The 11,782-nt window shown below is 61.3% G+C and carries 10 protein-coding genes, 1 rRNA gene and 1 other RNA gene; 3 read left to right on the top strand and 9 right to left on the bottom strand.

Annotated features, from left to right (window positions below; all coding sequences use genetic code 11):
- Both rrf and ABZO33_RS24495 read left to right on the top strand, forming a co-directional pair.
- Positions 1-94, top strand: a 5S ribosomal RNA gene (gene rrf / locus ABZO33_RS24500); the annotation flags it as partial.
- 256 nt (positions 95-350) lie between these two features.
- A complete protein-coding gene (locus tag ABZO33_RS24495; RefSeq protein ID WP_414538146.1) occupies positions 351-1,100 on the top strand; it encodes a class I SAM-dependent methyltransferase in 750 nt (249 codons plus the stop codon).
- 300 nt (positions 1,101-1,400) lie between these two features.
- Here ABZO33_RS24495 and ABZO33_RS24490 read toward each other — a convergent pair whose 3' ends face one another.
- Complete coding sequence (locus ABZO33_RS24490) at positions 1,401-3,269, bottom strand: DNA/RNA helicase domain-containing protein (protein WP_414538145.1); 1,869 nt, start codon at positions 3,267-3,269, stop codon at positions 1,401-1,403.
- Positions 3,270-3,293: 24 nt separating this feature from the next.
- Entirely contained in the window at positions 3,294-3,677 is a 384-nt protein-coding gene (locus ABZO33_RS24485) for a nucleotide pyrophosphohydrolase (RefSeq protein ID WP_414538144.1), read from the bottom strand.
- A 588-nt stretch (positions 3,678-4,265) separates the two neighbouring features.
- On the opposite strand from ABZO33_RS24485, the gene ABZO33_RS24480 reads away from it, so the two are divergent.
- On the top strand, positions 4,266-4,514 hold the full coding sequence (locus tag ABZO33_RS24480) for a hypothetical protein (protein ID WP_414538143.1): 249 nt from the start codon (positions 4,266-4,268) through the stop codon (positions 4,512-4,514).
- Between the two features lie 48 nt (positions 4,515-4,562).
- On the opposite strand, the gene ssrA is transcribed toward ABZO33_RS24480, so the two are convergent.
- The 7 genes from ssrA to ABZO33_RS24445 all read right to left on the bottom strand — a co-directional run bounded on the left by ssrA (position 4,563) and on the right by ABZO33_RS24445 (position 11,599).
- Positions 4,563-4,954, bottom strand: a transfer-messenger RNA (tmRNA) gene (ssrA, locus tag ABZO33_RS24475).
- Between the two features lie 105 nt (positions 4,955-5,059).
- Positions 5,060-5,353 (bottom strand): hypothetical protein, encoded by a 294-nt coding sequence (locus ABZO33_RS24470; RefSeq protein WP_046854113.1) that lies wholly within the window; start codon positions 5,351-5,353, stop codon positions 5,060-5,062.
- Between the two features lie 195 nt (positions 5,354-5,548).
- The gene (gene accC / locus ABZO33_RS24465) at positions 5,549-6,904 is read right to left on the bottom strand and encodes an acetyl-CoA carboxylase biotin carboxylase subunit (protein ID WP_046854114.1); all 1,356 of its coding nucleotides are present in this window, start codon (positions 6,902-6,904) and stop codon (positions 5,549-5,551) included.
- 17 nt (positions 6,905-6,921) lie between these two features.
- Positions 6,922-7,383: an acetyl-CoA carboxylase biotin carboxyl carrier protein gene (gene accB, locus ABZO33_RS24460; RefSeq protein WP_414538142.1), complete on the bottom strand. Its 462-nt coding sequence runs from the start codon at positions 7,381-7,383 to the stop codon at positions 6,922-6,924.
- Positions 7,384-7,484: 101 nt separating this feature from the next.
- On the bottom strand, positions 7,485-7,937 hold the full coding sequence (gene aroQ, locus ABZO33_RS24455) for a type II 3-dehydroquinate dehydratase (RefSeq protein ID WP_011535870.1): 453 nt from the start codon (positions 7,935-7,937) through the stop codon (positions 7,485-7,487).
- Between the two features lie 177 nt (positions 7,938-8,114).
- The gene (locus ABZO33_RS24450; protein WP_414538141.1) at positions 8,115-9,872 is read right to left on the bottom strand and encodes a protein-disulfide reductase DsbD; all 1,758 of its coding nucleotides are present in this window, start codon (positions 9,870-9,872) and stop codon (positions 8,115-8,117) included.
- Between the two features lie 224 nt (positions 9,873-10,096).
- Positions 10,097-11,599 (bottom strand): methyl-accepting chemotaxis protein, encoded by a 1,503-nt coding sequence (locus ABZO33_RS24445; protein WP_414538148.1) that lies wholly within the window; start codon positions 11,597-11,599, stop codon positions 10,097-10,099.
- Positions 11,600-11,782: the final 183 nt, after the last annotated feature.

The following is an 11,782-nucleotide window of genomic DNA, read 5'->3' as shown; positions in this document are numbered from 1 at the left end:
AACCACCTGATCCCATCCCGAACTCAGCAGTGAAACGATGCATCGCCGATGGTAGTGTGGGGTTTCCCCATGTGAGAGTAGGTCATCGTCAAGATTCATTTCGCAAAACCCCTATCTGCGCGAGCAGGTAGGGGTTTTGTCTTTTCCGTCCCGGTAAAAACCTACCCCGCTAAAGCAATCCTCGCTGCGAAAGCATTGCTTCCTGCTAAAGCAATCTGGCGTGGGAGCGGGCTTGCCCCGCGATAGGGCTGCTCCAGGCAAATGGATCTCACCGAGCAGCCCAAAGCCCCAGGAAGTTGCTCCTACACGTTTATACTGCCCCGCAAGCAAACGTTAACCTGGACGATCGAATGAAATCCTTTGACGACCTGCTAGCCGAAGCCAGTTCTGCAGATGTAACCGGCTGGGGCTTCGACTGGCTGGCAGGACGCGCCTCCGAGCAGCGCCCACCTTGGGGCTACGCCAAGCTCCTTGCGCAGCGTCTGGACGGCGTACGCGCCGCGCTGGATCTCGATACCGGCGGCGGGGAGGTGCTAGGTGAGGCCTCACGCTTTCCGCCCCTCATGTGCGCAACTGAAGCCTGGCCCCCCAACGCCCGCAAAGCGCAAGAGCGCCTGGGGCCACGCGGCGTTCAAGTCATCGAGGTAGCCCCCGGTACAGCGCTCCCATTTGCCGACGCCTCGTTCGAGCTGGTCACCTCACGCCACCCTGTACAACCGGACTGGCGCGAGATACATCGCGTCCTCCGACCTGCTGGGCATTACTTCGCCCAGCACGTAGGCCCAGCCTCGGCTTTCGAGCTGATCGAACATTTCCTGGGACCGTTGCCACGTGAGCGGCAAATGCGCGAGCCGCAAGACGAAGTGGCAGCAGCACAGACAGCCGGGCTGACGGTGACAGACCTGCGGACAGCCCGTTGCCGCATGCTGTTCCATGAGGTAGGCGCAGTCGTGTGGATTCTTCGTAAATGCGTATGGTGGGTGCCGGACTTCTCTGTGGATAAGTACTGCGCTGAGCTGCGGGCCCTGGATAGTCAGATGCGCCAAGGCAAGCCTTTTGTCGCGCATTCGACCCGTCATCTCATCGAGGCGAGGCGTTGAGCTGAGAAAAACGGTGAGTACAAAGACGAAGCCCTAGCGCATCTTGTTTGGAGGCCGGGGTATATAAAACAAGTCGGTATCTAACTGTTTTTTCTAGTTAATAATTTATTGGTCAACTTGCTTGGAATACCAGTTGGAACGCAGCGTGGTCTAGATTCCGATGGACGGTGCTTTTGTGAACCGCCCCCCTAAAGCGAATCGGGTCCAAATCTATCAAGCAAATGGTCGTGCTGTTGATTGTCGCCCCTGTGCGTACGATGTCCCCACTCGCACGTACAGGAGCTCCTGACAACGATACCGTCAATGATTACCGTGCTGGCTAAGCCGACTCTCGAAGTACTGCGCAGTCTCTTTGTCGGTGCAGTACAGGTAGCAACCCTTCATCCCGCGTGTCATCAGGGTTCGGTACGTATTTTTGATGATCAGGTCTGTTTCACTTTTCGCGAGGGTAGGTTGCTCTTTCATCATTTTTTTCCAGCCGCGAATCGATTTATCGTGCTTGTCGCGCTCATCTGGGGATGTCACGACCTTACCGTCACGTACGACTAGGTCTGGCCCGATGATCACCCCGACGTAGTCGACTTCCAAACCTTGGCAGGTATGAATGCAGCCAACCTGCTCAATGGAGTTCTCAGCGATGATCCATAGGCTGCCATCCTGATCCAGGTTCCATTGGCGTTTGTAGTCGCCAATCACGATATCAGCAGCGGTGGGGTCTTTCTTGCTCAACCAAGGCCAGCAATAGCCCGCGACCACACGAGCTTTGTTCCCGTGGTTTTTCTCGTTGATTGCGTCATGCATCGCCTGAGGTGAGTCGAACACCTTAAACTCGTACTCTTGGGTCTCAAGCGTCGGATTTGCCGTCGAGCGAATGCCTAGCGTGTCATCCAGCCATGCCAGGTAACCGTCAGAACCACTGCAGCGAAACTGCGAAGACAGCACGTGTTCTTCAACCACCGCACCCTTGGCTTTCGCAAAGGCGCGAATCGCCTGCTTGCTGCCGATATCGCTCAAGGTTACACGCTGGTCCTCATCAATGAAGAAAATGGAGCATTTCGCTGAGTCAATCAGCTCCTTGATCTGGTTCTCCCCAAGGTTTCCATAAAGCCCGCTTTTCTCATTCAGGCGATGCGCTTCGTCCACGATAAGGGCATCGAATGTGTTGGGCTCAGTGTCGATGAATGCCCCAGAGCCTGAAAAGAAATTCGAGAAATGGCTGCGCTTGATGGTGCCAACCAGTTTGCTTTCGTAAACCTTACGTGGGGCAGCATTCTTGGAGACGTATTTGCTCATCAGCTTCAATTCGGTGAGCTTCACAAGCAGATTGATAGCTAGAACAGTTTTTCCGGTGCCCGGTCCACCTTCGATAATCATCACCTTGGGTGCCTGGTCCGAGGCCTCGCTTGCCGCCGCCAGCGCCGACTCAAAGATTGCTTTCTGATCGTCAATCAATACGAACTCGGGTTTGCCTTTCATCAACCCCCCGAGGGCTTCGGCTAGCGCCTTGGACGGGCGGATTTTTCCTTCGGACAGCTCGTAAAGAACCTCTTTGTTGTCGCCATGACTTATATGTTTTTTCAGAAAGCTTCTGAGTTTACTGAGCTCTTCCGGCCCTTTCAGAAACAGCGGAGCCTTGCTGATGTGGGGCTCGTAGTGAGCCGAATCTATGACGCCGTCGCTGACGTAGTTATGGAGGTACGCACACGGACGGATTTCGATGCTCTTGTCATACACCGCCTCGTTGAAACCTTCCAACAGCGCTGCATATGACCACACCTGGTATGACGGGTGAATGGTCTCAATGAGGCCACCACCCAACGCCGTTTTGACAATGGCATCCTTGGTTGTAGCGTTGGCCTTACTCCATTGCTTCAGCTCTATCAGTACGGCCTTTTTTGCCTGGTTTTCGTCGCGACCGGTAAGTAGAAAGTCGATTCGCTTCGACGACTGCGGAATGTGCAATTCGATGGCCAGGCCCGCATCGCTCGGCAGGCCCTCATCTCTAAGGACCTTGGCCATGTACGTCAGGGACCCTTGCCACGACCTGATTTCCGAGGAGCCAACGTTCTTGCCGGTAGCTTCCTTGTAATGCCTGAGGATCACCTCCTCAATGTCATCGTTATCGTTGTCTTTAAGAAATTGCTGTTTGGTCGCAGCGTAAACGATCACGGGTTGTCCTTAGGTGCGTGTTGGTCAGAGTCGGTCGTACTTTTTGCTGTTGCTTCTGGCTTTATCTACGGGGTATTTCTGGCCATTTGAGGCGAGTTTCTGTGTCACGGCCTCGTTGAGGTCAATTCCGAGTACGCTGCTCAGGCGAACCAGGTACATCAGTACGTCCGCCAGTTCGTCCCTTACGGCTTGGCCGATTTCGGGATCTGTTGCGGCGGAGATCGAGTCGGCATCGCTCATCCATTGGAAAATCTCGCATAGCTCGCCTACCTCTCCAGTGAGAGCCAGGATGAGATTTTTGGGGGAGTGGAATTGCTGCCAGTCGCGATCATCTGCGAAACGCTGAAGGGATGAGGCAAGCTTTACTACGTCAATCAGTGGCACGGATGAGCCGTCTGAACTACTCACGGGACTATCTCTTGAGTATTTGGGGACAAAAATGCGTAAGAAATCTAGCCTAGGATTGTAAAAGTTTTCGAAGCTCGTGCAGCTTTTTTGTATTTTTTACGCGCTCTCTGCTGGGCAAATTGTGTAGTGGTTCTATCCTTCTCGGTTTTCGGAAATTTCCCTCCACGGTAGCTGTTGCGAATAGCTCCAACTCAGAGCTACATTCCCCAAGTCGCAGCAAATTCCGCGACCAGGTGTAGGAACCTGCTGGTAAACTTGGCGCACGCACTAGGCGCCCCATCACAACGGCTGGCGCCTTTTTTGCGCCCGCTGCGATGTCATGGCGGCTGTGTGTGGGCAGGCTTCGGCCTGGCCGGGTTCCAAGTTTCCCGGTATTCCTACCCCATGCACAGCTGCCACCCAATCCCGTAGGAAGGATCGTGGTAGCTCCAAATCGCAAACTTGGAGTCTCATGCATGCTTATTCGCATTCTGAGCAGGATCCTCGCATCCGCTCTCCGCCGGCCAACCCCTGCGGCCACCCCATCCCCAACGTTTTACCCGATCGACAGCCAATCCCTCGCCGAACGCGCCAAGCGGGAGGTGTCCCATGACTGACCGTGAACGCCTGACCACCATCCAGAGCTACGTCTGGACTCTCGAACTGCTCGGCGAGGCGCTGGTCCAGCATGACGAGGTGCTGGAGTGCGAGCACAACCCGCAACTGAGCTTCCGCAATACCGCGGGCATTCATCAGGCGATCCGAATCATCAGCCGGCTGGCCAGCGAGCAGTTCAGCAAACTGGAGGCGATGAAGGAGGAGGGGAAAGGTGACGGCGTGCTGCCGCCGAGGCGCTGAATCCCAGGCACAAAAAAAGACGCCCTAGGGCGTCTTCTTCTTCGGATTTGGTGGAGCCGGGGGGATTTGAACCCCCGTCCGCCAGTACTCCGCTGTCGGTACTACATGCTTAGCCGTGTCTACTGATTTAATCCGCAGCCGCCCGACGGGCAGGGTGCTTTGGATGAGTTGGGTAAGTTTTAGTCGCTTCGCCCCCAACGTGCTGCACGACGATCCTGTTCTGTATGACAATCATTTCGGGTTTACAGGCATCCCCTGATGATTGCTGGAGCCGAAGCTACCAGGAGAGCGGGCTCAGCTGCTTACGCAGCGAGAGCGTAGCCCTCGTAGTTTTCGTCATTGGCAACTATAGAAAGTTGCAACAGTGGATTTACGAGTTCTGTTACCAACTCGGCATGCACCTAGAGTTTCGCTACCGGCGTCGAATCCTAATCGGCCCCACACTCAGCTCTAGCTGAACGTGCCTTTCAGCACGCAAGGCCGAGTATACGCGCTTATGCAGGCGGCGTCGACAGCAGGTTCGGCCGCCCGCGTGCGCGCAGGGCCTAGGTACCGCTGCCACCGGCCGAGCCGCTGCCTTTCTCGGTCTTTTCCAGGCGCTCGAGCACCTTGCTGGTGATGGCGATACATTCCTTGTTGTCGCCTTTTGCCTGGGCGGCCTTGGCCTGGTCCACATGCTCGGTGATGGCCTTGTCCAGGCCTTCGGAGGTGGCGCCGGCGGTGGCCATGCTGTCGTCGATCTTCTGCAGGTTCATGGCGCACAGGTCGTCGGCGGCGAATACAGGCGAGGCCAGCAGGGTGGCGGCCGCGAACAGGGCGGATAGCGCAGTACCTTTCATGGGAGTCTCCTCGTGAGGCCTCGGGAAGGTGGGCCTGATCGGTGGACTGCGTGGGTTTGGGCGGGGTTCAATCGGGTTTGTCGCCCTTGCATCGCGGGGCAAGCCCGCTCCCACGCCTTGCGCTCTCGGGGTTTTGCCACGCGCAAATAAAAAGCCCCGGCACGGGGCCGGGGCTTTTGCATCACGCTAACGCGATCACTCCTGGTTGGCCAGTTTGTGCTCGAGGTAGTGGATGTTGACGCCGCCTTTGCAGAAACCTTCATCACGCACCAGGTCGCGGTGCAGCGGGATGTTGGTCTTGATGCCGTCGACGACGATCTCGTCCAGGGCATTGCGCATGCGCGCCATGGCTTCGTCGCGGTCCTTGCCGTAGGTGATCAGCTTGCCGATCAACGAATCGTAGTTCGGCGGAACCGAGTAGCCGCTGTACAGGTGCGAATCGACGCGTACGCCGTTGCCGCCCGGGGCGTGGAAGTGCTTCACCTTGCCTGGGCTCGGGATGAACTTCTTCGGGTCTTCGGCGTTGATCCGGCACTCCAGCGAGTGACCGCGGATCACCACGTCTTCCTGGCGGAACGACAGCTTGTTGCCAGCGGCGATGCTCAGCATCTCCTTGACGATGTCGATGCCGGTGACCATTTCCGAAACCGGGTGCTCGACCTGGACGCGGGTGTTCATCTCGATGAAGTAGAAGCGGCCGTTCTCGTACAGGAACTCGAAGGTACCGGCACCGCGGTAGCCGATCTCGATGCACGCGTCGACGCAACGCTTGAAGACTTCCTGACGGGCCTTCTCGTCGATGCCCGGGGCCGGAGCTTCTTCCAGGACCTTCTGGTGACGGCGCTGCAGCGAGCAGTCACGGTCGCCCAGATGCACGGCGTTGCCCTGGCCGTCGGACAGCACCTGAACTTCCACGTGGCGTGGGTTGGTCAGGAACTTCTCCAGGTAGACCATCGGGTTGCCGAACGCGGCACCGGCTTCGGTGCGGGTCAGCTTGGCCGATTCGATCAGGTCTTCTTCCTTGTGCACCACGCGCATGCCGCGACCACCACCGCCACCGGCGGCCTTGATGATCACCGGGTAACCGACCTCGCGGGCGATCGCCAGCGCGGTTTCCGGGTCTTCCGGCAGCGGGCCGTCGGAGCCTGGTACGGTCGGCACGCCCGACTTGATCATCGCGTCCTTGGCCGACACCTTGTCGCCCATCAGGCGGATGGTGTCGGCTTTCGGGCCGATGAAGATGTAGCCGGAGTTTTCCACCTGCTCGGCGAAATCGGCGTTTTCCGCGAGGAAGCCGTAACCCGGGTGGATGGCGGTGGCACCTGTCACTTCGGCGGCGGCGATGATCGCCGGGATGTGCAGGTAGGAATCCTTGGACGATGCAGGGCCGATGCAGACCGACTCGTCTGCCAGGCCCAGGTGCATCAGTTCACGGTCGGCCGTGGAGTGCACGGCGACGGTCTTGATACCCAGCTCTTTGCAGGCACGCAGGATCCGCAGGGCAATTTCCCCGCGGTTGGCGATCAGAACTTTTTCGAGCTTCCCAGACATCGTTGGCTCTCCGCGAATCAAACGATGGTGAACAGCGGCTGGTCGAACTCAACCGGCTGGCCGTCTTCTACCAGGATGGCGTCGATCACACCGCCGATGTCGGATTCGATGTGGTTCATCATCTTCATGGCTTCGACGATGCACAGGGTGTCGCCTTTCTTCACGGCCTGGCCGACTTCGGCGTAGTTAGGCGAAGTTGGCGAAGGCTTGCGGTAGAAGGTGCCGACCATCGGCGAGCGCACCACGGTGCCTTTCAAGGCTGGCGCGGCGGCGGCGGCTTCGGCAGCCGGGGCAGCAGCGGCAATCGGGGCGGCGACAGGCGCGGCAGCCATCGGCGCAGGTGCGTAGAACTGCTGGGCGGCCGGGGTCTTGCTGTGACGGCTGATGCGAACGGACTCTTCGCCTTCCTTGATCTCCAGTTCGTCGATGCCGGACTCTTCCAGCAGTTCGATCAGCTTTTTGACTTTACGGATATCCATTAATCAGCAACTCCCAAGGTTCGGTCGGGGACGTATTTTAAAAACGTGTCGAAAACGTTTCTTCATGAGCCTCGGCCCGAAAGGGCCAAGGCCTTGTGTCGTCAGGGCTGTGCGTTGGCAGCCAGGTGTTCCAGCGCGGACTCCAGGGCCAGCCGGTAACCGGTGGCACCGAGGCCGCAGATCACGCCTACGGCAACATCGGAAAAGTAGGAGTGGTGGCGGAACGGTTCACGCTTGTGCACGTTAGAGAGGTGCACTTCGATGAATGGGATGCTCACCGCAAGCAATGCGTCACGTAATGCGACGCTTGTGTGGGTAAAAGCGGCCGGATTGATCAGGATGAAGTCCACGCCTTCGTTGCGCGCGGCATGGATGCGGTCGATCAATTCGTATTCGGCATTGCTCTGCAGGTATTGCAGATGGTGGCCGGCGGCGCGGGCGCGTTGCTCCAGGTCCTGATTGATCTGGGCCAGGGTGGCGGCGCCATAGTGGCCCGGTTCGCGGGTCCCGAGCAGGTTCAGGTTGGGGCCGTGCAGCACCAGTAGGGTTGCCATCTGCGATTCCTTGGTTTTGTAGGGCAATTCGACATAGCGCGGCGACTATGCCGCAACCGGCGCTGAGTGTCCAGTTCCCGGCAATAGCCAGCACGATGTCCGAGATTCGCGCAAAGTATGTGACCAGATGATTAAGTCTGGTCACTGCTGCAGGGTTTTTTCACTGGACGCGGGAAGTTATAGCCCGAGTTGGCCGCGCACGCGCGTCAATACCTGGGCAAAATCGCCGGCGTTTATCTCACCGATGACCCGATCGGTGGTCATTTCGATGCCGTTCGCGGCAAAGAACATCAGCGCGGGGGGGCCGAACAGGCGGTAGCGGTCGAGCAGGGCGCGTTGTTCGGCGTTGCTCTCGGTGATGTCGAAGCGCAGCAGGCGGAAGGCGCCGATTTGCGGCTGGACCTGCGGCGCATTGAGCACTTCGTGCTCGATCACCTTGCAGCTGATGCACCAGTCGGCGTACCAGTCGAGCAGCACCGGCTGGCCGGCGGCCTTGGCTTCGGCCAGCGCGGCGTCGAGAGCGGCCGGGGTGGTGACGGTCTGCCAGGCATCGGCTTTGGCCGCTGCAATGTTGCCGGCCACCATCGGTGGCGGCAGCGGGCGCAGCGGGTCGCCCTGGCCGCTCAGGGCGCCATACCAGCAGGCCAGGGCGTAGACCAGCAGGGCCAGGCCGAGCAGTTGCGCCAGGCGCTGGCGCGGGGTCTTGACCACGAATTCCAGGGCGCCGAGGAACAACGCCACGCCTGCGGCCAGCAGGCCGACCAGCAGCAGGGTCGCCGGCCCCGGCAGCACGCGGCTGAGCAAGCCGATGGCCAGGCCCAGCAGCAACACGCCGATGGCGTTTTTCACTGTGTTCATCCATGGCCCGCTTTTCGGCAGCCAGGCCGCGCCACCGGTGGCCACCAGCAGCAATGGCGCGCCCATGCCCAGGCCCAGGGCGAACAGCTTCAGGGCGCCGCCCAGCGCATCGCCGCTGGCGCTGATGTACAGCAGCGCACCGGCCAGCGGTGCCGACACGCAGGGCGAGACCAGCAGGCTGGACAGCACGCCAAGTACCGCGGCGCCCAGCAGCGAGCCACCCTTGGTACGGTGCGCGAGGCTGTCCAGGCGGCTGCTCAGGGCCTGCGGCAGCTTGATGTCGAACAGGCCGAACATGGCCAGGGCGAACAGCACGAAGAATGCGGCGAAGGGCACCAGCACCCAGGCCGACTGCAGGCGCGCCTGCAAGTTAAGGCCGGCACCGAAAAGGCCCATCAAGGCGCCGAGCACGGCGAAGCTTGCCGCCATCGGCAGCACGTAGGCCAGCGACAGCGACAACCCGCGCAGGCCGCCGACCTGGCCGCGCAGCACCACGCCGGAGAGGATCGGCAGCATCGGCAGCACGCAGGGGGTGAAGGTCAGGCCGACCCCGGCGAGGAAGAACAGCAGCAGCGACTTCCAGGTCCAGCCCTGCTCGGCGGTTGCCGGCAGCGGGGCGCCTTGGCCGTCGATACTCAGCCGCGCGGTTTCCGGCGGATAGCACAGGCCCTTGTCGGCGCAGCCCTGGTAACCCACCAGCAGGGTAAAGGCGCGCAAGTCGTTGCGCGGCAGTTCGATGTCGAGCACGCCGTGATACACCTCGACGTCGCCGAAGAACTCGTCGTGCTTGGCCTCGCCCTGAGGGATGTTCGGCGCGCCGAGCTTGATGTCCGCAGGCTCGGTGCGGAACTGGAAGCGGTGGCGGTACAGGTAGTAGCCGTCGGTGGCGACGAAGCGCAGCTTGACGGTCTGGGCGTCGGCCTCGATCAGGCTGAGTTTGAAGGCTTCGTGCACCGGCAGGAAGTCGGCGCTGTTGGACGCGGCGCCGAGGGTGGCGCTGGGGCGGTTGTCGAGCAGGCCGGTGGCGAACGCAGGGCTGGCCATCAGCAGGAACAACAGGAAAAACAGGCGGCGCATGGCGGACTCGCGAGGTGGAACGTGGCGGCATGATAGCGGACTTGGCGAGGCTATGGGCCATCGCGGGGCAAGCCCGCTCCCACGCTGGAACCCTGTTCCCTGCGCGACAGTGCAGCCCGGAAGGGCTGAGTGATCTCCCACGCTGGTGAGGTTTGCCAAACTGCTCCCGCCTACAAGATCAGCGTGGGGCATCAGCGTGGGAGCGGGCTTGCCCCGCGATGTAGTCAAAGCCGGAACGCCCGCACCGCCGTATTCAGTTCGCCCCCCAGCTTGAGCAACTGCTCCCCCTGCTCACGCCCTTCGCCAATACGCTGCAGGTTGTCCTCACCCAGCTCGTGGATCCGCTCACTGTGATCACGAATCTCGCTCACCGCCCCGGTCTGTTGCGCGGTCACATCGGCGATGCGCACCGCGGTGTCGGATATGGTGCGGATGGCGCTGACGATCGCGTCCAGCGCACCATCGGCCGACTGTGCCTGGTTGGCCGTGGCCTCGGCGTGCTCAAGCTGGGTACGCATGCCGTCCACCGAGTCGCGGGCGGCTTGCTGCAGGCGGTCGATCAGCGCCTGGATCTCGCCGGTGGCACCGGTGGTGCGTTGGGCCAGCGAGCGCACTTCGTCGGCGACCACGGCGAAGCCTCGGCCCATTTCCCCGGCCCGGGCGGCTTCGATGGCGGCGTTGAGGGCCAGCAGGTTGGTCTGCTCGGCAATCGCCCGGATCACCGTGAGCACGCCACCGATGGTCGCCGACTCTTCGGCCAGTTGCTCGATCATCCGCGCGTTGCCCTGCACCTCGTCGACCAGCGAGCGCAGGCCGGACAGGCTCTGGCCGATCACCGTCTGGCCCTGCTCCACGGCACGGCCGGCGTCGCGGCTGGCCTCGGCTGCGGAGCTGGCATCGCCGGCCACCTGCTGGATGGTCGCCTCCAGCTCGCCCAGGGCGTCGCGGATCTGCGCCGTGTCGCCGGCCTGGCGTTCGGCGCCGTCGTGCAGGGCGCTGCTCATGCCGGCCAGGGCATGGCTGCTGCCGGCCACCTGTTCGGCGTTGTGACGGATGGTGCCGACCAGTTCCACCAGGTACTGGCGCAGGCGGTTCAGCGATTCCTGGATATCGTGCAGCTCACGGTTGGTGCGGCCCAGGGTGATCGGTTGGGCGAAGTCGCCCTCGGCCCAGCGCGACAGCGCCGGTGCCAGGCTGGTGAGGGTGCGTGCCAGGCGACGCTGCAGGGTGTCGATGAGCAGGGCGATCAGCAGGATCAGGCCGATCATCAGGCCCTGGATGATGCGCACCTCGCTGGCGATCGTCGCGTGCAGGCCGCGTACTTCAGGCTCCAGGCCGGCGATGGCCTGCTGCACCGCATCCAGGCGCTCGCCGGTGCTGCTGGCCAGTGTGGCGCGGCGTTCGATCTGCTCGCGGGTGCGCTGCAGCTCGGCGGGATAGCGGCCGACCAGGCTGTGCAGTTCGCGCTTCAGGCCAACGGCAACGTCTTCCTGCTGTGCGCTGGCTTGCGATTCCAGGCCCATCATCGCGGCGAAGTCATCGGCATTGGACTCTGCGGCGCGGGTCACGCCCAGCAGGGGCAGGCTGTCGATGACCTGGGCCTGGGCGGCGATCTGTTGCAGTTCGCGGTCCACTTCGTCGGCCAGTTCGGCGCGGCCGCTGCTGACCAGCTTGTCGCGGGCCAGGGACAGCCGGCCCAGGTGCAGCGAGGCTTCCAGCAGCGGCATCAGGTAACGACTGGCGTCGGCGTTGCCGCTGTCACGGGCATAGCCGGCCAGTTGCTCAAGGTTCGCCCCCAGTTCCCGTTCGGCTTGCAGCAGCAAGGCCTGGGGATCGCCGGCCAGTTTGCCGGCGGCGAGCAGCTCGTTGGCGGTAAAGGCTTGCAGGCTGTCGAGGCTCGGGCGCAGCTT

This window comes from Pseudomonas sp. CAM1A (assembly GCF_047501685.1).
GTDB lineage: Bacteria > Pseudomonadota > Gammaproteobacteria > Pseudomonadales > Pseudomonadaceae > Aquipseudomonas.
This window is presented reverse-complemented; position numbering and strand designations above follow the sequence as displayed.

What these genes read in the sequence shown, in the direction of transcription:
- accC (WP_046854114.1), bottom strand. Translation starts at nt 6,904, where the DNA reads ATGTCTGGGAAGCTCGAAAAAGTTCTGATCGCCAACCGCGGGGAAATT.
- ABZO33_RS24470 (WP_046854113.1), bottom strand. Translation starts at nt 5,353, where the DNA reads ATGAAAGGTACTGCGCTATCCGCCCTGTTCGCGGCCGCCACCCTGCTG.
- aroQ (WP_011535870.1), bottom strand. Translation starts at nt 7,937, where the DNA reads ATGGCAACCCTACTGGTGCTGCACGGCCCCAACCTGAACCTGCTCGGG.
- accB (WP_414538142.1), bottom strand. Translation starts at nt 7,383, where the DNA reads ATGGATATCCGTAAAGTCAAAAAGCTGATCGAACTGCTGGAAGAGTCC.
- ABZO33_RS24480 (WP_414538143.1), top strand. Translation starts at nt 4,266, where the DNA reads ATGACTGACCGTGAACGCCTGACCACCATCCAGAGCTACGTCTGGACT.
- ABZO33_RS24445 (WP_414538148.1), bottom strand. Translation starts at nt 11,599, where the DNA reads ATGCCGCTGCTGGAAGCCTCGCTGCACCTGGGCCGGCTGTCCCTGGCC.
- ABZO33_RS24450 (WP_414538141.1), bottom strand. Translation starts at nt 9,872, where the DNA reads ATGCGCCGCCTGTTTTTCCTGTTGTTCCTGCTGATGGCCAGCCCTGCG.
- ABZO33_RS24495 (WP_414538146.1), top strand. Translation starts at nt 351, where the DNA reads ATGAAATCCTTTGACGACCTGCTAGCCGAAGCCAGTTCTGCAGATGTA.